The 23030-nt window shown below is 48.6% G+C and carries 15 protein-coding genes and 2 pseudogenes; 11 read left to right on the forward strand and 6 right to left on the reverse strand.

The genetic code is table 11. From position 1 onward, the window contains the following. Positions 1 to 620 precede the first annotated feature (620 nt). Positions 621 to 1357, forward strand: a pseudogene (locus GIW79_RS27315) (IS5 family transposase). A gap of 150 nt (positions 1358 to 1507) precedes the next feature. On the opposite strand, the gene GIW79_RS27320 reads toward GIW79_RS27315, so the two are convergent. The 3 genes from GIW79_RS27320 to GIW79_RS27330 are packed head-to-tail and all read right to left on the reverse strand — an operon-like array spanning position 1508 to position 6758. Beyond that, positions 1508 to 2155 carry a hypothetical protein gene (locus GIW79_RS27320; protein ID WP_236456646.1) on the reverse strand — a complete coding sequence of 216 codons (648 nt, stop codon included), beginning with the start codon at positions 2153 to 2155 and terminating at the stop codon, positions 1508 to 1510. Between the two features lie 5 nt (positions 2156 to 2160). Then, entirely contained in the window at positions 2161 to 5421 is a 3261-nt protein-coding gene (locus tag GIW79_RS27325) for a hypothetical protein (protein ID WP_236477447.1), read from the reverse strand. Beyond that, entirely contained in the window at positions 5418 to 6758 is a 1341-nt protein-coding gene (locus GIW79_RS27330) for a tyrosine-type recombinase/integrase (protein ID WP_236456162.1), read from the reverse strand. Before GIW79_RS27330 ends, GIW79_RS27325 begins: the two co-directional genes overlap by 4 nt. A 782-nt stretch (positions 6759 to 7540) precedes the next feature. On the opposite strand from GIW79_RS27330, the gene GIW79_RS27335 reads away from it, so the two are divergent. Then, on the forward strand, positions 7541 to 8227 hold the full coding sequence (locus GIW79_RS27335; RefSeq protein ID WP_236456160.1) for a hypothetical protein: 687 nt from the start codon (positions 7541 to 7543) through the stop codon (positions 8225 to 8227). Between the two features lie 86 nt (positions 8228 to 8313). Next, on the forward strand, positions 8314 to 8952 hold the full coding sequence (locus tag GIW79_RS27340) for a hypothetical protein (protein ID WP_236456158.1): 639 nt from the start codon (positions 8314 to 8316) through the stop codon (positions 8950 to 8952). A gap of 169 nt (positions 8953 to 9121) precedes the next feature. On the opposite strand, the pseudogene GIW79_RS27345 reads toward GIW79_RS27340, so the two are convergent. Beyond that, positions 9122 to 9552, reverse strand: a pseudogene (locus GIW79_RS27345) (transposase); the annotation flags it as partial. Between the two features lie 309 nt (positions 9553 to 9861). On the opposite strand from GIW79_RS27345, the gene GIW79_RS27350 reads away from it, so the two are divergent. Both GIW79_RS27350 and GIW79_RS27355 read left to right on the forward strand, forming a co-directional pair. After that, positions 9862 to 10155, forward strand: a complete 294-nt coding sequence (locus tag GIW79_RS27350; RefSeq protein WP_236456156.1) for a hypothetical protein — start codon at positions 9862 to 9864, stop codon at positions 10153 to 10155. Positions 10156 to 10170: 15 nt separating this feature from the next. After that, a complete protein-coding gene (locus GIW79_RS27355; protein WP_236456154.1) occupies positions 10171 to 10773 on the forward strand; it encodes a DUF262 domain-containing protein in 603 nt (200 codons plus the stop codon). A 500-nt stretch (positions 10774 to 11273) separates the two neighbouring features. On the opposite strand, the gene GIW79_RS27360 is transcribed toward GIW79_RS27355, so the two are convergent. Beyond that, on the reverse strand, positions 11274 to 11483 hold the full coding sequence (locus tag GIW79_RS27360; protein WP_236456152.1) for a hypothetical protein: 210 nt from the start codon (positions 11481 to 11483) through the stop codon (positions 11274 to 11276). 693 nt (positions 11484 to 12176) lie between these two features. On the opposite strand from GIW79_RS27360, the gene GIW79_RS27365 reads away from it, so the two are divergent. From GIW79_RS27365 to GIW79_RS27380, 4 genes are all read left to right on the forward strand, one after another. Beyond that, the gene (locus tag GIW79_RS27365; protein ID WP_236456150.1) at positions 12177 to 12788 is read left to right on the forward strand and encodes a hypothetical protein; all 612 of its coding nucleotides are present in this window, start codon (positions 12177 to 12179) and stop codon (positions 12786 to 12788) included. Between the two features lie 724 nt (positions 12789 to 13512). Continuing rightward, positions 13513 to 15237: an ATP-dependent nuclease gene (locus GIW79_RS27370; protein WP_236477448.1), complete on the forward strand. Its 1725-nt coding sequence runs from the start codon at positions 13513 to 13515 to the stop codon at positions 15235 to 15237. A gap of 2 nt (positions 15238 to 15239) precedes the next feature. After that, positions 15240 to 16877: a UvrD-helicase domain-containing protein gene (locus GIW79_RS27375; protein ID WP_268935675.1), complete on the forward strand. Its 1638-nt coding sequence runs from the start codon at positions 15240 to 15242 to the stop codon at positions 16875 to 16877. 609 nt (positions 16878 to 17486) lie between these two features. Next, positions 17487 to 18545, forward strand: coding sequence for a DUF4365 domain-containing protein (locus GIW79_RS27380; RefSeq protein ID WP_236456462.1), 1059 nt, complete (start codon positions 17487 to 17489; stop codon positions 18543 to 18545). 59 nt (positions 18546 to 18604) lie between these two features. Here the strand turns inward: GIW79_RS27380 and GIW79_RS27385 are convergent, their stop codons facing one another. After that, entirely contained in the window at positions 18605 to 21079 is a 2475-nt protein-coding gene (locus GIW79_RS27385; protein ID WP_236456459.1) for a hypothetical protein, read from the reverse strand. A 176-nt stretch (positions 21080 to 21255) separates the two neighbouring features. Here GIW79_RS27385 and GIW79_RS27390 point away from each other — a divergent pair, with 176 nt between their 5' ends. Beyond that, on the forward strand, positions 21256 to 22122 hold the full coding sequence (locus GIW79_RS27390) for a hypothetical protein (protein WP_236456450.1): 867 nt from the start codon (positions 21256 to 21258) through the stop codon (positions 22120 to 22122). After that, a complete protein-coding gene (locus GIW79_RS27395) occupies positions 22100 to 22528 on the forward strand; it encodes a hypothetical protein (protein ID WP_236456441.1) in 429 nt (142 codons plus the stop codon). The genes GIW79_RS27390 and GIW79_RS27395 overlap by 23 nt, the downstream gene beginning before the upstream one ends. Positions 22529 to 23030: the final 502 nt, after the last annotated feature.

Raw genomic sequence — 23030 nt, forward strand, 5'->3', positions numbered from 1 at the left:
AGGCGCGCATTCTACAGCAGCCTCATTTGCTGTCAAGTGGTTATTTTCAGAAGTTTTCGAAGATTTCCTCAACAACTTCAACCACTTGCGCTTGCGATCTCTCGTAAGCGGGAGGCGAATTCTACAGGGATCGCCATGAACGTCAACCCCTTATCCGCAAAAAAGCTAAAAACCCATTCGCCTATAAAATCAGGATGCCTCGCCGCCTCTTCTATATAAGAAGAAGCGTATAGCCCTGGGGCATGAATATCCCCACCCACACAAATGCATCGAACTCCAACCGGAAGAAGCCCGGCTGAGACCTGCGAAAGCGAGGAGCGAGAAAGACTGTTTTTTAGACCGGCGAATACCGGAAAGGGAAAGCTCAACAGAGATGGTGTCCCAGGGCCGGTTCGAACCATAATCGGGACACAACACCCCATGAAAAACTAACGCCCCCTTATTTTTCAATGAGATGCAATACGCAGCTGCTGCATATTAGAGCCAGTCCATAGCTATCCTCAATCTCACTAGAATCTGCACAAAATCTATTCAACCATCGATTCTGGTAAAATCCGCCGCCATCACTACCAGGAGGTCACGATGGAAAAACAGCATGAAATCCAGATGCTGCCTGGGACGTGGTTGCAGATTCTTCATTGGAGCCCGCCGTGACAGACGTCAGCGCGCTGATGATCGGGTGATGCTCAGTCGCGGCCTGGAGGAACACGCAAGAACGCTTTGGCCCTTGGTCAACGGTGTATCAGCGATTCCGCGACTGGCGCAATCGCGGATTCTTCGCCCGGCTGCACATCCGATAAGCGAACGGCGCTAGATTGATCTGGAAAGCTGGCTGATCGACTCCACGGCTCTACGTGCAACCCGGGCCTCATCAGGCGCCCGGAAAAAAGAGGCCCAAAGCACCGCAAGACTACGCGCTCGCGCGGAGCCGGGGTCGGTATGACAAACAATATTTACATGCTGTGCGATGCCGACGGATTGCCTCTGCCCTTTCTGTTGTCCGTCGGACAAGCAAGCGATATCGCTTACGCCCACCCTCTACTGGATGCGACTCACTTTCCGAGGCTGCGCGGGCGTCCTCGCAAACGCTGCCGGTGCTTGCTGGCCGGCAAGGGGTACTACGCCGACGTGTTGCGCCGGTACCGGGATCGCGACTGAATGCGGGCAGCCATCCCTCTACGCAGCATGAAACGCAAACCCAAGCCGAGCTTGCCCAGGTTGTTTGACAGCCGGCAATATCATCGAACGCATGTTTGGGTGGCTAAAAGAGAATAACCGCATCGTGACGCGTTTCTACAAGCTCTTTAAAAGCTCTGCCGCCGTGGTCTCCTTGGCCTGTGCGCTGCGGTGTTTGTAAAAACACACTTCATTCAAAGCCAAGATCCATGGGCACAATGAACCCAATCGTACATGAACCTTCATGCTTTCCTAGCATTGCGCGCCCTTCAGACTGTCTGGTGAAGGGGTTTCGCCAAAGCGACCGCACATTAAATGAATAGCTATATAACTAGCTTTCTGATGGAGCACGATAGCGCCAATTTAGATACACCGCGATATCTGAGGCCGGCAAAAGCACTCGACGCGCTCTTCCAACGGCTAGCACATCCCCTGTGCCCTCATCAAATTTGCAATAATCCGTACTTAAAAGCAGATCAAAAAATATAGATGCAACCTTGCCCATCGCATTTAGCTGATCCCACCCGTTATGGCCATTAGGAATAATATTAGCGACAGAATTCAAGGCCGCTTTATCCGCCTCCAGCTGACTAACTTTTTCTTGCAAACGTTTAACCAATACACTTGACTGTTTCAGTCGTACCTTGTGAGACTCTAGTACATTCCCGACAACAGGATCAATATTTCGCAGCGCGTAATTTTCGACCCCCTCTCGCTGAAGCATATAGGAATCTATTATTGGGCGATACTTCCCTTCCCTCTTCAACAAAGTGGTAAAATCCAGCACACATGGCTCCGACGCATCGGATTTAGAACCTTCTAGATCCTTGGCCATTTTGCCAGATATGAATTTAGCCAAATCTGTGACTTTCATCACAGGAGTATTAAACTCGCTCATATCCTTGAGGATTGAAATGACTTTTTTAGTTTTTTCATCAACGCAAGTCTCTTGCCATGAAGAAAAATTAGATCTGAGCATTAACCCTACTCCTTAGCCACCGCAATAACTGGGACATAATCATTAATCAACTTATTAGTACGACTGTCTTGAGCCTGCCAAATTGAAGCCAAATCTTCTATACCAATACCACTTGTCTTGAGCATTGATCGGATTATTGAAACTACCTCAACTGGAGAGTCAGAGATCGTGCCCTTAAAAATATCAAGTACGCTTACCTTCCCTGAAAGCAACGAAAGTTTTAGTGCCTTATATCTTGCTCGGGCGACCTCCGAGACCAAGTCAGGAAACTGGCTATCTTGATGAAGGCGAGATAAAATATAGAAAGCTGAATCTTCGTCAGCGTTGAATTGACGAAAATCCCGCTCCAGGATTTCCGGGCGATATGAATACAACTTATCTGAATCAGATTTGAATTTTTCAGCAGCCGCTACCAAATGGTCTCTACACCAAATCCAAGCCAAAAGGTCACCAACCACAATGTCGAGACGGTTATCTACCTTGATTAATTCATGTTGATTTTTCCCTGGAATTCGGTCGGCATAATCATGCAATGACCGGACTTCATCTGTTAAATTAATCACCTTAACTTCTATTGCCTCAAGGTTATCGATACCTTTGACAGCATAAATACAAAAGCCACACCTATCTTCAATTCCAGCCGCTTTCATCTCGTCTGTACAGTCACCGTTTCTAGTGCAAATATGGGTGGAATAGTGCGCTAGCCCGGAGTGATGCCCTTGCGCAATGCGCTGCACTCCATCAAGTTGTTTATCGCTTCCCGTCGCGGAGATTGAAATACATCCAAAATCGTGAACAGCTTTTCGGGGGTCTGCGGAAAGTGACTTACGAAAAGTTGACCCCTCAAGTGCGGGGTCTATCGATGCGCCGCCCCATATCTGGTGAACCCCAAGTGCGAGTTTCTGTGATATTTCTGCTTTATCCTCATCATCCAGCTTCCTGTAATACCTTACGACTGCTTCAGATTTATGCGCGGTCTTAAATCTGCCAACATCTTTAGCAGACAAGAATTTTGACCAACTGTTAACGGTACTAGAACGAGTATGATGAGGGGTCATATCGGTGACTAAGCTTAGTGGACAAAACAAATCACCAGCTTTTGTGCGATTTTCTTGACCTGCAGTGACCGTAGCACCATAAGCAAAACCTTTAGCTTTGAGCTCAAATAACTTACAAGTAAGGTCATGCTCATTGAGAAAAAAATTAAAATCAACAAGAAATTTAACATACATCTCATTGTAAGCGCCCTCCGTCCTAGGAAGCCCTGAGGTAAAGCTACTTGAAAATAAAGGTTTGAATTTTGCTTTTTGCGTATCAACATTGCCACGATAGAAAACATCCACCTTAAAACTTTCAAGATCCACTAGAGATCTTATTTCACGTTGATACCGCAAAGCCTCGAGTGTCTGTAGTGCAACGTAGGATTTCACTGGAACTTTTGATACTTTATCTACTGCAACGTGTAGTTGAAAAGCAACCGAACCGGCGCCTTCAACAACATTTTTATCAAAGTTCATGCACAGCCAGCGTACACTTTGGTGTCTAAGACCACTATCTACTGCGGTTAAAACATGTACAACGTAGTGAGGATATAGCAGAGTGACAAAATTATTGTTCTTAAGTGGTATATTCCACCGCTCTAAAAAAACGCTTGGTATTTTCGAAATTCTGAATTGACGCCCACTCCAATAAAATGAGTTATCCCAGCCCAGCCTCATTGCAAGCGCGGTGAAATCTTTTTCATCCTTTATAGAAATATCACCAGAAGTGACATTGTCATTAATTAATTTTATTGCATTAACTATGACTGCCAAATAATTTAAAGCTATTGAATATTGCCATTTCGTAAAAGGCCTTGCCTTGCTTTCATTTCTATTATTTGAGGGGGGCAAATCCATTTCGTGAATAGGATTTACAAAGCCTTCATACCCATGAACATGTTGATACTTAGCCTCTACCCAAGAAAAGAAATTTTTCAGCTGCAGCATTGCGGCGTAGGGTGCCGTCTCGGCATTTTTATCAAACATTTGTGTAAGAAAGGTTTTGAAAGATGGAGGAGCTCCAGTTACAGGCTCAACCGGTGAAATAAAAATATTGGATATGTCCTTCGGATGATATGGATAGTTATAGCTCCAGGTAATTCCTTCTATGGAGTACCATCGAGGCAAGAACTCAAAAAGATACAGATTAAATCGTGCTATCCCTAAAGCACTAACCTCCTCGCGCTCATAGGCTTTCTCTCCTAGATACTTAATTTGACTCTTCAGCCAGATATCTAGAGTATCCCTCAAGGATTCACACCAAGGGGCAAATAGGTCAACCGTAGACATTCGCTTTGGAAGATAATCTCGTTTAACCCAGACTTTTACAAAATTGTATAACTCATCCACCGAGGCTACCGAGTCCTGAGAGCCAGTAATTTTTCTCTCTCTTATTTCTGAAGGGGTAGAGCCATTGCGTCGAAAGCGTATCGCCTGCTCTAGACGAGGCAAAAACTCATCCAGAGTAAAAGGAACTCGATCACCGTAGTAGTGGCATACATACTGCATAATAGCCCTGGTAGGAATTTCGGCAGTGAGTAATCGCTCTCCCATTGTATAGGTCAAGTGAATCTCAATAACTTCGTCTATATCTATTTGCTCCGGATTGGTAACTCCGCACATCCAAAATAGACGAGTCCCATACTGCGCAATTCTTTCACAAACCTTTTTGGGTATTCCTGACCAAAAATCACTTGCAGCGAGCTTGTATCTAGAGGAAATCAAAAACCTCATAAGCTCTGGATATGTTTCAAAAGCAAAATCCGTCCTAGTTCCAGCAGCCCCACTGCCTGAATTGGAGGATAATGCGCTAAAATTCGCTGGAATCGAAATAAAACCATTTTTATAAAGCATTACAAGCGTCAGCCACAGTCCGCGCTTGACCCAGGTATACACAGACTTCTTGTAGTCTTTTTTGGATGGGCCCAATATCATACCCATGTCTAAACTTTCTTGATCACTGCCTGCCGCAACATATTTAAACACCTCGAGTACCCAATCAAATGTATAATTAGCCTCCTCCAGTCCTGGCGCATAAACAAAATACTTAACAAAGCTAACTTGGCATGATTCCGGCCCGGCTGTGATAGTATCGTACGACCAGTGCTTCCCTTTCCCATATTCACTCTTTATAAACTTCGCTGCTTCTGCAACGCTAGCTTTGATAGCAGAGTCAACATCTGCATCGCCACCGATCCAGATGGGCATATCAGTATGATTAATCATGGCTTTAACATCTCCGGGTGATAGCCTATTTTTTTGTAACCATCTTCAATATCAGCGTGAGCTGTGCTTCTATCTAGATGGTCATAAACCAGAGTGCTTTCGAGTTTGACATGCGATACCAAGTCACTTGCGACTTCCACTCCGAGTCCGCGCCCATCACCTACAGGTACCTCATGGATAAGAAAAGTGACATAGCAGTGCCTGATATCGTGAGGCGACACATTAATAATGTTGTACTTCTTAAGTAAACGCTTGAACATCTTACGAACAACGCCTTCAGATGCCAAAGCTAATGGCTGCCCACGTGTTTTACCTTTTAGTACACGAAAAACAAACTTATGAGTTACCCAGCGTCTACCAGCATCAAAAACAGGATACTTATCTGAAACAAGTAACTCCGCGTACGAATCCCAAAAAATCTTGTCGAATGGTGGTATAAGAAAAACCGAATTATTTTTTCTTCCCTTCCAGCGCAGGCTCGTTACTTGAGACACCGACAACCCCATTTCATAGTAAAGGCTTGGCCTATTACTCGGATCTATAGCCAGTACGCTACTCGCATCCGAGTCAATGTCTATTGTGAGAGTCTGAAGTGCTTCTGAAATCCTCTCCCCCCCTGCCGCAAGCAATGCCAAAAGGCAGCGGTCTCGGACGTTTTTTATTTCGGGTAAGATCTCCAATAGTTTATGGAAGTCAAGTCGTAATTCTCCGATATAATGTCGCGCAGACCCACGATAATATTTAGGTAGCAAATTGACATAACTAGCCTTTATACCACCAGATATGCAACCAGCAAGAAATGACGTCTGATATATTCGCTGGGAATTTGATCGAGTAAATGTCATGTAAGACTTGTATGGAAATCCAATTCCTGGTTTATTACCGCCCTGCCCCAAAAGAATCATTTTCGGATTTGCACTCTGTACAAACTTATCTGACACCTCAAATGCAAACTTCAAAGCAGATCTATATACATTGACAGTACGCCTTTTTACCAAGCGGCGATTTAGTCTCACGCACACCATCCTGACTATTTCATCATCTGAATTGCAACCTACAGTCAAAGACTCGAAAAAAACATGCACGACATCCTCATACTTCATCTCACCCGCTACTTTACCTAGCAGCAAAGAGCAAATTACGTACTCCACGACGAAATCTAAGTATCGAGCTAATGCTCCAACATAAGAATTCACTGTTAGTCTTGCCCGCCCCATAGCAATAAGGGCGCTACAGTATTGCTCCACTCCTGACACTACGACTCTGTCAGGAACAGACTCAATAACATATGTTTTCACACTATTTAATACTGCAGGAATCATTTTAAAATTTTTCATAGCGCCTCCACAGTCGGCTAAAGCTACTACGAAAAAAACCAACACCACAAGAACTTTTCTCCTCAAAAAACATGAAAAACCAACAAACAAACTCTTCTTTTAATGGCAATATCTTTTAATTATTTTCTGCAAGAATATATATACAAACCCAGACCACGACACCTTGGCATCCGACGCAGCTCAGGCAGATCAAGGTCTACGGCCAAACTTCACAAAAATCATTAACATGTCAATATTACTAATATTATCAATATATGAAATCCAAACATTACTTCTTGATCGAAATGATTTTTTAATCTTAGTTAAAAAATTATGCATGGTCTTCGACACATTAAGAAATGCGGCTGGGAATCGGTACAACGAACTGCGTTGGTTCTTGCGGGCGACCTTTACCCCGCCCGCGTTTCCGGCGACGAGCTGGCATTGCGCCACATATGTGACCTTTCCACTGTAGGCACTGTCCCTCGCTTACCTGTACAGCGTGTGGATCGGTCGCCTTCCTTTTCCAACAGCTAGGTGTTCATCCTCGGAAATACTGATCGTAAACCAATCCACGGCAGTCACGGTTTGGGTATACGAGCGTAGCTTCTTAAGCTCTTCGACTACTCAGGTATGAGCTCTACGCTTGTCACGCAGCGCTCACCATGTGCCAATTTCAGTTAAGGGTATGCTCGTAAGATACTGATTCAAATGAAAATTATAATAGATATTTCGTTTTTTTCCCTTGACCACTTCAGCCACATGGTCTTCAGTTCTCACTACCGTCCAAGAGAGAAATCACCATGAGATTTTCAGCTCTGTTCCACCCGGAATGCGCTCCCGTAGCTCTCGAAGGTGTTTTCCAATACTTGGTGTTCAGCGCCCTGCAGTGGAAGACCCCGAATCTTGATCTGATGGCAACCGCTAACAAACAGCGCTTCGCCGTCCTCTACAACCAGCCGCTAGAGGACAGGTTCGCAATCGAGACTCTCGAACAGGCACACATCCGAGGCGCAATGTCCGGGGTGAAGCTGGTTGCCGTTCACAAAGACGTGCTTCGTATCTTTTTGAGTGACGAAGTGGCGGGTTCCACTTTTTCTGCCATCGAAGCCCTATGGGAGCCGATCAAAGAACTGGAGCTCAATCGAAAGTTGGAAGTGGATTTTTCGTGTGAGCACGAGGCCTATTCAGGCCGTTCTGATTACTTGTTTTGGCGTGAAGTCAAGGAAGTCCTTGAGTCGAATAGCTTGGGGATTGAGCGCTATAACATACCGGTTCTCCATGACTGCGCTGAGGAAATATTAAACGGCGACGACCCAGTAGCTCACCAGCTCCACGTTGACCTCCTCCAGACCGTTACCCGCCAGTCAGAAGCCCCCTCGGGGCTCCCCCCGAGGGTAGTGGACTCTGTAGCGTCGATGATGGGCCACTGTCGCTGTTCAATGACGGATTATTACGTCGGCGCGGGAAGCAAAAGTCCAGATGCCTAATAAAGCAATCGGATAGGTACTCAGTCTATCGTTGAGTGCCCGACGCAGGTACGGCTCACACATTCCTTCGCCACACGGTGCCCACCATGATCTATTCCCGCTTGCTTTATACCGAGCATGAGCAACCTCACAACGATGATGGTGAGGGCGCATATACGATTTTTTCTACACAACAGTTGTTTGGCCCTGACTGCGTTCCACTTGATGTTACGGGGATTCAGAAATTCGCTGTGCTCTGGGAGGATCAACCTGATACGAGAGTGATCGATTTGATCGAACAGTCGATCATCTTGAACCTTCTCTCCCCGGTGAAGCTGCTGAATGCCTCCAAAGGTATGCTCGTCGTCGTGTATGACGACGTATTAGTCGGTGAGAGTTTTGAGCTGTTTCATCTCGGTTGGGAAGAAATCGCTGCTGGTGTCATGTATGACGATTGGACTGTCCTACTTATCAAAGATGTCGCTGCAGGTTTAGGCTTTGATGGGGGCAGGATTTTCAGAAAGTTCGTTCGCGACATTCTTGACGACAACGAAATCGGAATCTTCGAGTTCACGCCTAAAATGTTCCTGTTTAAGGATGACTGGGCGCCTGAAAAAGTCTTCGGGCCACCAACTGATGAGGAACCCGAAGAAGAGCCGGAACAGCTGCGAGACGGGCCGGATCTCTTTGACGAGGACTTGGATTCGTGGCGAGAGTCGGCTACCGGTTCCAAGCCTATCCCATAGACACTGATGCTGGCCTGCGAAGTGGAGAATGCAGCTTTTGCGTGCCCTGCCGGGACGGCTGTCGTGAACCAGGCCCGGCGATACTCGCCGCCGTCCTGGCCCTACCGGGCTTCCATCCTCACGTCTGCGCGCTCCGCTTGCTTCAAGGGGGAGTCATCAACATGCTGGGGGTTAATTGCGAGCGCGCCACACCGAGACATTCGCTGACCAGCTTCACTGGTCGTCCCCCGGCAACAAGGGTGAGTGCGCAATCCATTTTCGCGACCGGGCGATCTCCACGGCCTCTTTGAGGATTTCTGCTTCCATCGTCTTCTTGCCCAGCATCCGTTGCAGTTCACGGATCTGCTTGAGTGCATCGCTCAGCTCAGAAGCAGGCACCACGGCTTCACCAGCACTGACCGCCGACAGGCTGCCGTCCTGATAGAGCTTGCGCCACAGGAACAACTGGTTGGCATTGATGCCGTTGCGTCGAGCGACGACCGACACACTTTGTCCTGGCTCAAGGCTCTCGCGAACCATGGCCAGCTTTTGCTCCGGGCTCCAGCGGCGCCGCCGCTCCTGGCCCAATAGCTCCCCACTCTTATCGTTGCTGTTAGTCATAAACATAACCGTTTGCCTATCCCTTATCGTAAGGGGGAAACGGTGTCCTGTCTTTCATGGGGCTCGTTCACTGACGTCGACAATAGGCCCGATGGTAGAACAGGTGGGGGAGTAGGCCTCCCTTATAGATGCACCCTCCCTTCCTGTATGCCCGCTCAACCCGACTCATCCAGCCCGTCATTCAGCTCACTTGGCTGCAGTCTCGATTGAGGCATGGCCCCCTCGCCTACAAAAAATTTCGCATCAGGCTCAAGGTTTTCCATAACCAACCGTTTGTCATAGGTATGTACTCCCTTTGAGCGAACCGCTTTGATCCCACCGACCGATGATTACGCACAGCGTTTGAGTGACGCCATTCCGTTTCCCAAGACGATCCTGGGCAACCGCCAGCACGGTGCCTGGCAACGTCTGATCAGCGTCATCAAGTCTTCAGAAACCCTTTCTGCATTTGATAAAGCAGCAGCCTATGTAGAGGGCTACGCACATGCGCTGATCGACAGCGACCAGATCGACATTTCCATCGAACGAGATGTGTTGATCATCGAGACTGTCGACGCATGGCGATGCGCCCGTGTTGGCTCCAGCACCTCCACCTATTTGTAGCCACCAGTGAGTAACATGACTTCTATTTTTCAACGCTATGCCGACGACGAACCGTCTGAATTACGCATCCAGATGCCGCAGCGGGTTCTGGCTACAACCGACAGTCATTACCCAATTGATGTTCTGGTAGGTCAGTGGGAAAAGTATCTGGTAGACCCCTCCTCCGCTCGTGAGCATTTTCCATGGGCAGCGCGATTCGTTATGGGCATGCCCGTGCCAACCTGGGCGCGCGGACTGGAATGGAACCTCGGTCAGAAGTCTCGTTTCATCTCAGCAATATGGTCAGGTGGGGATCTGGGCAGCTACCTCACGAATGACTGGTACGAGCCAGAAAGCGGTAGCAGAGCATTGGCCGAAAACAGTGAAATTTTGATTGATGGCCAACAACGTCTGCACAGCCTGGAAGAGTATCTCCTCGACCGGCTGGCGATTCCTGATGCACAAGGACAGCCAAGGATTTGGTCTGAGCTCGGCAACAGCGAAAGGAGACGTTTTCTGTCGACGATCTTTACCCATGCGCGGGTGTCTTCTGGCGACGAGGTAGCATTGCGCAGGACATACGATCTTTGCGCGCTGGGCGTAGTGCCTCGGTCATTTGATCAACGAGCTGTTCGGTAACTTTTAATCAAGGCGGTCGGGCGTATCCCTTCGGGATCGGCTGTCGTAAACCGAGCCCCGCTACGCTGGGTCTCGGCCCTTCGGGCTTCCATCCTTACGCTCTTCGACTATCCTGGTCTGCGCGCTCCGCTTGCGGAGCGATCCGACTCACCTTCTTGCTTGGACATTGGCTACCGCTCCCACATACTGCTAAACATCCGATCAAAGATGAGGCCGGGCAAATGAGTTGGCTCTTTTGGAAAGACAAGCGCCCCGCGTGGGTTCAGGCGGAAGAACGGGAATTCATCAAGGCTGCGAACAACCTAAAATCGCTCCAGATAACGCCTCGCGGCGGCATGCGCATAGACCCCGAGGAGATCAGGGATCAGATCCTTGAGGCCCGAGAGTTATACAAAGATCTGGTTCAGAAACAACGGTAGCGAATAGGTAACCTGCTTGCAGCCACAGCCCTTTAGCATGATTTCAGAACTGCAAAACAAAGGTGTTCACTGGAGTTCTATTCACTGACACCATGGGCCCCAGGATGGTGGGTTCTCGATGATATCAATAGAGGTGCTCAGCTCGTGCTGCATGTGCTCGAAGACTTTATCGAGGCCGGGATGTGCTTTCGACTCTCGCAGTGCGCTCACTAGCTCCAGTAGCTCTCTTCCCTGTGACAAAGGCATTTGAACGTCGCAGTACACAGTGTCGTCATCGTCTGTCATACCCATAGGATTTTCTCCACATCACCCTGTTGTTCAGCTTCGCATCCCACAGAGGCGCCATTGCGTGCCCCTGCGGGGAAAGGCTGTCGTGAACCGAGCCTTGGCGACGCCTGCGTCTCGGCCCTTCGGGCTTCCATCCTACACGCCTGCGCGCTCCGCTTACCCAAGCCAGCCTGACTAAGCGACCTGCCAGGTGCGTGATTACACCCCACTTGACCACCCGGTTGCCTTGCCATTGCACAGCCAATCGCATTCAAGCTGGCCAGGCGTTGGCACTGCACTTATCCCACCTGTTGGCATCCGGCCTGCCAGCTATTGGCATCCCTTTGGTCAACTCGATTTGTGGCGATGGTCGGCGGATATAGCCCCAATATAGTCGTTCGGTAGCGGCAGAGATCGGCCCAGAGTGTGTAAAAACGTTTTTCAACGCGATTGGTGTCCAAAGTAGAACTGAAAATCGCGTCTCTACGCAAAATCCAGGTCGCCAACCAGCCGATAAATTTCAGATTTGGCATAGAAGCGCAGACTTCAATTTTGACTCAGCGTTTTTACACACTCTGGGCCAAAAGGGGGCATTCGTCTCGACAGTCAGTGGCCAAAGTGCTGAAATCAGCCCGAGCAGACGTGTGCCCATGATTCCATTCATGGGCGTGGCGATCTCCAGAACTGTTTAATTTTGAACTAGCGGACATTCAACACATGGATTTTGAAATGTTTAATTTTTTCAAAAAAAAGAAGGCCAAGGATGCGTCGTCACCGTTCGATACAAGACCAGCGCCAGTCTCTACGATGGTTTCGAAACCAATGCACGCTTTAAATAAAATGACCGGAGCTGAACTTGCCGAGGAAGGTTTGCGGCAGATTGCCGTTGCTATCAAGAACAACGCTATCAAGATTGAGCCGGGGCGAGTCTATCCAGACGTCTATGCCCATGGCGACAAACCTGAAGGCGTGGCGCGGTTCACATACGTTATGTTCAGCCCTACCGTTCAGAACGAGGTGATGGCTCGTTGCACCATCATTTTTGACTCTGTGCGAGAAGGCGTCGCTACATGGCAGGTTGACTGGGCCGTTGCTAAAAATTATCGCAACAACAATTGGGGCAAGACTATTGCACTTAAAGCTCTGACCGAGTTTTGCAATGGGATGCAAGGCAAGCTTTCCGATGGATTTGCCATCGAAGCAGTGGTAGATGAAGGCAATGAAGCGTCTATCAAAATCGCAGACGGCTTGATTGGCAATGAAGACGTTATTTTTAACAAAGACACTGGAAAGAATGTTCATACATTCTTACGCCATTTCGAGCTGTAAATCACACCGCCAAATACAAAAGAGGGCCACCCGGCCCTTTTTCATTCTGGGAAATTTTAGAATAAGCGACTCGATCTGACTTCATAGACAATTCTCCAGCGGCAGAATTTTGCCGTTTTCTGCCGGTCGCGACATGCAGAAAACGGCCAAAAGCGGTCATGGGGGATCTTTGAAACCGGAGGCGATTCAGTCTTGACAGTTTTTCTCGCTAGAATAGCTTGGGCGTTCAAGGTTGAAGGCCCTCTTCAATGTGGTGATTTTTGGTCGTCAGCCTATCGCGGTTGAACCGACCGTTGCCGGTCTCAGAAAGCTTGCGCTCTGATGCCCGGTACGTGCTAGGCCAAAAGTAGTGAAACCAAATGTCACATGACTCTCGCCTAGGGCGGCGTTCTGTGTCCTGCTGCAAGCTTGACCTGCTTCTACAAAACAGGAGGAGCCCATCCCTTGACGTTCTTGGTGGCGCCAGACACGGTCATGCGGGTCGTCGGTCGCGCCCATTTACACCTTCTCTGTCGTCGGGCTCCGGCCACCCCCTACTGGCTTGGGCGCATGATGGCCGCATTATGCATAGCCAACAAATTCCTTTTTGGCAGCTGTCGCCTACCGTCCTAGTCCCAGAGACACAGCTTAACTGTGGGCATGGCCGTCACCAATGCCCTATTGACACCGTACGCGCTCCGGCTGAAGCTCAGAAACCTACGCAAATCTAAAACCAAGGAAGACAATGCTAATTACCAAAGTAGTTTTGAAAGGTTTTCGGAACTTCGCGGATGCCACTATAAATCTTGAACGTAACACTTTAATTATTGGTGCGAACAATGTTGGAAAGACGAATTTGGTTTATTCTTTGCGATTGCTTTTAGATAAAAGCCTTTCTGATGCAGAGATTGAGCCCGTTGAGTCCGATTTCCACATCTCGGCTGCTGGGAAAATTTCTGACACATTGTCTGTGACGGTATATTTCTCTGAAATTACAGAGGATGCTGTACTTGCAAGTCTGAAAGGAAATATCACAGATGATTTATGCTCTGTTCTTCAATACACTGCCGATAGACGTACTCTGACCTATCAAATTCGAATCGGCGCCACGAAGTCTTCGCTTGTAGAAATCCCCTCAAGATATTACTTAAAGCATATAAATATGAGGTACGTGAAGTCTCGCAGAGATCTTGAAAAATATATTAACTCTGAAAAGAGACAGCTTCTAAAGTTATCCTTAGAGAATCGTAGCGAGACAGAGTCGAAGTCCGACCAACGGCAGATGGCTAGAATTGGAAAAGCGTTAGAAGCGATTAATGATAGAATCCGAAACTTGCATTACGTAAAAGGAGCGACTGATTCTGTAAATGAGGAGTTGCAAAAGCTTGCTCACGACTTCAGTGAGTATGAAGTAAAGCTCGACTCAGGCGCAATTCAGGTTCAGCAGTTTATTGATAGCTTACGTTTAGGCGCGTCTACGTCCGGAGCATCTGTAATGCTTGGGGGCGACGGGCGGAACAATCAAATTTTGATGGCCTTGTGGAAGGCTAAGAGCCAGCGTGAGCACGACCCGGATAGTGAGGTAGTATTTTATTGCGTCGAGGAACCTGAGGCGCACTTGCATCCCCATCAACAAAGAAAATTGGCTGACTATTTGATTAATCATCTCCCTGGGCAAACGTTTATTACTAGCCACTCACCACAGATTACGGCTCGCTACACGCCTTCTTCAATTGTCCATCTCAAAGTTAAAGGTGGGAGGACTAAAGCAGCAAGCAATGGTTGTAGCAACTGCATCAGTAAAGCATGGGATCACTTAGGGTATAGGATGAGCATTCTGCCCGCTGAAGCTTTCTTTGCTAAATGTGTTTTCCTTGTAGAGGGCCCGTCGGAGATTTTGTTTTATAGCGAACTTGCAAAACGCTTATCAGTGGACTTGGATTTTTACAATATTTCCATTTTGTCTGTAGACGGAATTCAATTTAGCGTTTACGTAAAAATCTTGGACGCCATGGAAATCCCTTGGGTGATGAGAACAGATAATGATGTCTCGGATATCACGGTAAAAAGAGTAAAGCAGCGTCATTTGGCGGGGATTAACCGTTGCTGCGCAGCGGTGGCTTTAGCCGCTATGCCACATTCCCCACTCGGTACGACCACTCAATCATTGCTGGCTGATGGTACTTGGAAGAAGGTTTCGAAGGAAACTAACCCAAAAGGCGCCTATCTGTCTCGCGTCGATCTTGAGCATGATTTGACAGAGGAAATGGAATCTGAAGTGATTGCTTATGCGTGTAAAAAACTGAGGAAACGCACTTTAGACGCCGCTATTGCGATCAAGTATTTGCAGGGTAAGAAAGCTATCCGCATGAGAGAGTTACTGGCGCAAATTTCAGATAGCCTTCCTCTCATCAAAGGTGGGAATTTGGCAAAGCCGCTACTCCATGCTAAAACTTTGGCTGAGGGCTAGGTATGCCTTCTCAATTCACTTACAGTGACGCTCAGAAAGCGGCTATTGACTGTCCCGGGAGTATGGTTATCACGGCCTGCCCTGGCAGTGGCAAGACAACAGTCATGGTAGAGAAGATCCGCCAAGAGTTTGATACGCTCAAGCCATACCAAGGAATCATCGGCATATCCTTCACTATCAAATCCAGCAAAGAACTCGACGATAAATGTAGAAAAAATGGAGCCAATATTAGAGCGAGTTTTTTCGGAACAATCGACAATTTCTGCCTTGCGGAGATTATATTCCCATTTCTAGCCAGGCTTTATGGATTTAGTGGTAACGAACTAACATGTGTGCAATATAGCAGACTGGAAGACGAGCATAAAGACTATCTTCCTGATCTTTCAAAGCCAGATGAAAATTTAGTCGCAAGCGACTACGATTTGTATGAGCCGGAATTTAAAGAGCACTACCGAGCGGGGTTCGTTCTTCTAGAGGCTGTCACGGTTATTGCCTGCAAGATTTTAGAGAGATCAGAGGCATGCAGGCGTTATATTAAAGCAAAGTATCGTACGGTTTACATAGATGAGTATCAGGATACATCGGAGCCTCAGCATGTACTTTTTTGCGCTCTGCACTCATTGGGTTTGAGAGCTGTAGCTGTTGGAGACACGCAACAATCTATATTTGCGTTCCGAGGGAGTGATCCTCGTCATCTGTTGTCACTCACGGCTAATGTAAGGGATTTTGAACATTACGTAATTGACATCAATCACCGCAGTCATCCCTCAATTATTAATTACTCTAAACGGTTGTATTCTCCTCATTGCCAACTGATCCCTGTTGCCGCTGCCGATATCCAGGTCTATCACCGTAGCTTTGATGGAACGCAAGAGGATGTAGCTAGGAGTCTTAGTAGTTGGATAGAGAGAGCAGTTCGTATATTTAAAATTGAGGATTTAAGTGAGGTCGCAATTTTAGTTAGATGGAACGTTTCAATAGACCGTCTTCAAAGACATCTTACCCTCCCAGCCAGATTCTACAGAGACGATTCGTTGTCAAAAATTTCCAGTCCGCTGGGGCGTTTTTTCTCTGCGCTGCTTTACTTTTATTTTGATAAACGCAAGCTCGTAGAGCAAGTTCTTGATGATTTTCCGCTGCTCAAAAGTACACCTGCTAGACTGAGAGCGCTTAGAAAGTCGATCCATGATCTGCGAGATTTTCAATTAGTTAAACTTCCAGGTGCATTTCTAGAGATCGCGCAGTCGTTCAATTTTCACAAGGAAAATCAAGTTGAAGTTGAGGCGCTTCAAAAAACCATCTCGTCTTCCGAGGAAATTTTACACTATGAGAGTGCGCATCCTGGCGAAGTTCAAGTGATGACACTTCATAAGTCGAAAGGCCTAGAGTTTGATTTTGTCGTGCATTTAGATCTTTATGATTGGGTGTTTCCCACTCGCAAGTACACGGGAAACTTCAACGATGAAGTTTTTCCGGACTGGGATCAAGAATTAAACCTTCATTTTGTAGGGATTACTAGGGCTAGGAAATGGTGTGTATTGGTTACAAGTGATAAGAGAATAAACTCTGAGAATAATATTAAAAAAGGCAGTCCTTCTCAATTTCTTAGCTTGCCAGGGATTGCAGGGCTATACCGATAGAGTGATTGAGTTGCTTGAGCCACTGGATCGTCTAACCAAGAGTTAGGAGTATGATGGGAACTACCTATGAACGCTGGGAACGCTTGAGAAACTGGCCAAAATAGATTTCACGACCGTTAACAAACAGTGGTCTCACCTGACAACTCTGAACCTCATCAGGAACTGCATCGTACATGCAGATGGCGATGCAAATCCGATCAAGAACTCCACAAAGCTCATACGCATAATTAATAGTTCTAAAAATTTGAGCTTTATCGAAGAGCAGCTCATCATGATAGCTGCTTCTTATATATACTCATCAGTCGATACCATCCAGAGCTTCCTGCTCCATCTATTCGAAGCAGGCCATTGATGTAGCCTCCCTTTGGTACGCCAGAAATCATCTCCGCCTGAAACTAATGATTCTCACAAAAGGCTTCAGGTACTGGACTAAATAGGCAACAATGTGGCCTTTATGGACAAAATAAGCTCCGTAGAGGCCCGGCGAGCGGTGCGTCCACCATTCCTGCAGCCGGAAGTAATGGGCAAAGAAGGGAACCGCTATCTCGTATGGCCAGCAACCTGAAGACCGTTAGTCATGCGAGTATCCAGAATCCGTCGGAGTAGAGAATGACTTATCAGCCTGTTGAGCGGATCGGTGTCGCCAAGATAGATCTCGCGGTTACGACTTTATTTGGATGGATTTTTAGAGAAACCCCAATTGTCGATTACGGTATAGATGGGCAGATCGAATATGTTTTGAATGGCTGCCCTCAAGGACGTTTGATTGCGGTTCAAATCAAAGCTGGAGAGTCACACCTCACCCAAACTAAGCGTGGCCTTATATTCTACGGTGAGCTTAGACATCTTAATTACTGGCTCAATCACTCGATTCCGGTCTTGTTGGTAGTGTACACCCCCAGAAACGACACACTGCGCTGGGTACACATTACTGAGAACGCCGTAATAAAAACCGACAAAAGCTGGAACATAGTCTTTCCGACAGACCAGTTTTTCGACAAAAATTCGGCAGTTGAAATTTCGCAGCTTTTTTATAGTTCGCCTCGACCACCTGAACTTCAGACTTTTAGCGACACAGGCCCTGGCCCAATTCCTGGGCACTCGCAACACATCAAAGAATTGGTATACACAGTAGCAAAAAAAATCCAGCTCCCTCAATGGCATGCTTGGATCTGCTATGCCTGCTGTGATCACCTTCCTAAGTTATCTGAAGATTTCATCGACGGAGTGAGATACTCGGCAGCAGCTACCGTTGGTGCTATCTATCCGAGTGACGAATTGGGAAACATCCAACGAGCCATTCAAAACATGCTCAAAAGCGCTGACTCCGCTATTGATATCCTTCTGGAGCGCGCTGAATATCTTGCCAAATGGCGCTCATGGTGGGGGATTCGAGCTTATGAACGTGACTACACGAATAAAAACTTTAACGACGCAAAAGCTGAACATGAAGCTTGGCTGACTCGATATCTATCAGCGATGCAAAACTTCGTAAAGTCAGTCAATCTTTTTGCGGACTCAGTTCGGGAAAGCCTTGACCCAGATTTTTTCCTGGCAACAGGTAAATTCCTCTATTACGACGATGAGTTCGCTCGACTTTCGGATCTAAAGCCTCTTGAATATAGCAACGAAGAACGAAGGAGCATACTGATTAAGCGACTCGCCTAGACTGATTAGCACACTCCTCCAGAGAGTCGACCGCACTAGGGACGGCTCCGTGGCCAAGCCTATTTGCTCTTGCGGCGCAATCGAGACAAGATTTCCTCCATTTGAACCAGCGATACAACTAGCGACTCCAGCATCACGCGACCCTTCACTACGTCCAAGTCAGCATGCTGATCGATACCGACCAGACCGTAAGCTTTGCCAAATTCAAAGGACGGTAGATGAGCATCCGCTTGCCTGAGTTCGTTGATCCCTACCAGTACCTTGGTCATCGCCCTGGCCTCATCCTGGCTCACCTCCTTTTGCAACACCGCCTCCAGGTGCTTGACCGACCCGGCTTTCATTTTGCCTGGCGGAGTAGCCAGCACCGAAAGTGCTACCCCGTCCAACGACTCAACGGTGACCCGGGCCAAGTCCTTGGCCAATTCGAGCACACCGGTTTTCTCTAGCGCACGGAACCGGTGAATTCGATCAAAGATGTCGCTAATAGCATGGTGCGGTGCGAACAAGGGTTTTCCTGTCAGCTTTTCAAACGCCTCATTGAGCGCATTGTAAGCTGGCCTCAAACGCGTCTCGGGAGCTTGAGTATCGGCGGGCTCGGCTTTAGCTTGCGATGCCAGTAGTTCTTCCGAAACGCCCCCATCTGGCGCTACGTTGGCACCTGCCCACACCCGCTGCTGCCACAGCGGAAGCTGTCCAATGTCCTTGCCGTACACATTGATAAGGCCAAGATCATTCAGCCCGAAATGCACGCTGTAGCCTCGCGAGATACCGATGAAGCCTGTGTCGCGGGTACACCAGCTTAATGAGAAACCTCGGTAACTGCTAAGCAATGTCGTGACGCTCGGGCGGAACCACAGCCAGCAGCCACGATCCACCAGTCCAGCACCATCGACGCGCTCTCCAGAGCCATCAACCGCAAAATCCACCCTATTAGGTGGCTGCTCACCCAACACCCGCTCGCTGACCCGGCCTGGTTCGACCAATTCGGTTTTCCAGAGCGAGCCCCTCAAACTGAAGAGTTTCTTCCCTTGGTGCTGCACCGTCCACGACTTGGACACAACAGAGTCGTCGTTTGGAAAACCAAGCACGGGCACCTCATCATCCGCATCGATATCAGTGCGAGATGCGTGGAAAACAGCAGTCGAGGAGCCGTACTGGCTACCGCCTTCGTGTATAGGCTGCTTGAGCCCCTCCCACTTGTCAGCATCCATCTCCTCTTCCACCAGTTCTTCAGCCCAGTCGATGTGAGCAGCATCCGACACGATTTGGTGTCGGCTTCTGAAGCTAGACATCAGAAGGTACATCCCCCGAGCCTTCAGATAGTCGCGAAGGTGTTCCGAGCGCACCTCCAAAAGAACCGGCTCGCCGGCATCGTTGCGCGACAACCGCACGACCTCCTGGAATCCCTCAGCGGGACGCAGCCAAACGTCACCTTGCCGCTGCAATCCCAAAGAGATGACAAAATCTTGATGCAAATGCCATTCACTGGTGGCTACACCGTCAAACGACTGATCGATCACGAGCCCGGTGCCTACAGCATCGCCATGATGACTGCCCCAATCACCAGCCCAGTAGTAAGTGGAAATGCGCTGCGGTTCTGCGGGTGTGCCAGATTCAGGCGGGCTCGCTGTAAGAGCCGGCGTAGCGGCTTCCGCCTGGGTCGACCGGACATTGAGGTTCAGATTGAGATTGATAAAAGGCACTCGGAAGGATGCAAGCAGTTTCCCCTGCTCTGCCTTGTTGCTCCCGGGTTTCTCCTTAGGCTGATCAGCATCGCCATCGGTGGTTGAGTGAGCGCGGTCTGGCCAGACGTAGGTAGTCTCTAAACCGCCTGTAAAAGAGTTCCCGCCGATGTCGCTCCAGCCCAGTTCGTTTATCTGCTCACGATGTTCAAGCTCAAACATGACTGAGCCGACCCCGAAATACTCTTCGAGGAAGCCCTCATAGCCATACTCCCCTTCCCTACAGATCATTGATTCGGCACGAAGCGGTATCCAGACTTTCTGGGTAACCGAGGTCTTCCGGATCTTGCCCATCTCAAACCAGGCCTGAGGCTGGCACTCGGCGGTCTTGGGTATCACCGCAACTGCGGCTCGTGCCCCCGCTCCTTCCCTCAACACCAGCACAATAGACATCTCGCGCGCATGGTCGATGACGTCCATGTGCTTACGCACCATCTCCCGTACTTCCTCGGGTGGAATCAGTTGATCAATTGCATCGGCAGAGAAAAAGGCGCCCGGATTCTCAAAGCCATTCACGTTGGAATCCCAAAACGCGAAGCTAGGGCCTTGCGCAACCACCGCCTCAGTTCGACTGAGGTCAGTCCAGGCACTGCGCCAGTGTTCCAGAATTACCATGACCTGATCATCCTGATCAAGCTGCGCCCCATCAACCCGATGCCCATCCTCGGAGGCATCCGTAATCATTTCCATTTCTGGATCCTTATCCATCAGCCCCTCGCGCGTGCGCTGCCTATTGCCAAGATGTGGATTAAACCACGAGCCGAGATCGGGCAGCAGGACGATGATCGCCATGCATTATCAATGCGATGCGAAGAGAGAGCCAAATTCGAGTGACGACATTTTGCCACCATCAGCTGTAGAATCTTCGCTCCCAGCGATCCCTGGTTGGTGTGGTTTAGTCATGCCAGCTGTCATTGACGCAAGTTCTCAGCTGGCAGTATCAACCATTCTCAAGGAAGCAGTCTGGCATGTCCGAAACGCTGAAAATCAAAATCGACTTCGCCGAGAAGCGTCAGCGTCCGGCAGAAGTCTTCCAGGCTATGAGCGGCTACATTGAGGCCTACCAAGCACTTGGTCAGGTCTTGGTCAATGCGCTAGGCGACCCAGAGGACTTCGAGCTTCAACTCGAGTGCATTGAGGCAGGGTCTGTTGCCAGCTTCATCAAAGCCGTCCCTGGTCGGTTCAAAGAATGGATGTCCTCCGCAATCATTGAATCGGGCTTCAGACTTGCGGATACCCTTTCAGGGGTAGAGAGTACGGCCACTGAAGGCGAGGTCGATGCAATCGCTTCTGTACTTGAAAGCGAACTGACCAAATCCGACACCCCGCACATGATTCACCCGAAAATCGACAGGAAAGAGCTCGCGTTTGCTCTTCAGAAATTTTCTGAGGCCAACAAAAAGCTACAACCGGACGAAACCGTCCTGACGTCCCTAGCGGACACAGAAAATGTCACTCCCATCAACACCCATTGGCGCTTCAACGCCAATCCGAAAAACATGTTTCTTGGAATCACAACAAGTTTCAACGGCACCGATAGACTCTACGTGCGCGCCCCAGTGAACATTGGCAAAGGTGCATGGTCGATGGTCAGTGTTACAACAGGCAGCCGGTACAACGCGAACATCATCGATGTGAAGTGGCTTGACGACTATCAAAATGGCCTAGTACGAGCAATCGGGCCCAAGGATGTCATGGAAGCCGAGGTCTCGTTCCAGCTCTACACTCCTCCTCCTGGCCAAGGCAAACCGTATATATCAAATGCCAAAGTTGTGAAGGTTATAGATATCCACCGGAACGTGGGGTTGCAACATGAAACAATACCCCTGTTCTAAAGAGCAGAAGGCGATTTTGGCGGAGCTCTGCTCTGAATACCTGTTCATCGTTACTCCGTTCGTTTTTTTGGTCGCAATCAAGCTCTACGCCTACTCATGGAGAGACATATTTTTAGCGGCTGACTGGTCACTGGTCTCGTGCATTATATTTGGACAAATCGCTGTGAGGACGTCCCGGGCCGCAATTAAAAACCGATCAGTGGATGACCGTCACTTCTCATGGTACTCATCTAAGCGATTCTTCTTGGTAGCCATGTCTCTTTTATTTTACTTCGGCATGATCGCCAAACCGACTCTATGCCTTGGACTCGCACAACTTGGCCTGTTCGCATTAGCCAGCTTTTTTCATTTCAAAGATGGTATTGCTGCCAAAGCTATCGAACACAGAACTGTCACTTCCCAGTGATACAGGCTGCAACACCTCTAGGCAGCAGAGCAGTGACCAGGCACACAGCTTGCTGCCACCAACGAAACGGAAAGGATGCCTAATCATGGCCGTAGAGTTTGATCTCAATCAGAACGAGAGGGATGCCCTGCTTCGCCACTGCCAATCGTTCCGCCCTGATTGAGGACGCACGAAAGCTCCCCCACCCAGCGCAGCAATCCTGACCAAGTCAGAAAACCAGCGCGACCTAACACCTCACTTCAATCTGGTAAAACAGACTTTCAATCACCAGACGGCGCCGGCCGGACATCACTGTGTAGGCTGCTGCACGACAAGGTCAGATCTGTCGGCGCTCATAAAGGAATGCTGTTCACCACATCAGGATTTCAATCAGGAGTATGCGTACGGCCAAGTCATCTACCCAGCCCTGCAAAGCCAAGACATGGTGTGCACTTACATTTAAGTGGGCACCAGTTCTAGCCTTTTAAGCGGGTATTTCATGCAGCCAACACGCCGTTCCTAT

This window comes from Pseudomonas sp. PA-7-1E, assembly GCF_021605325.1.
Taxonomy (GTDB): domain Bacteria; phylum Pseudomonadota; class Gammaproteobacteria; order Pseudomonadales; family Pseudomonadaceae; genus Aquipseudomonas; species Aquipseudomonas fluorescens_BV.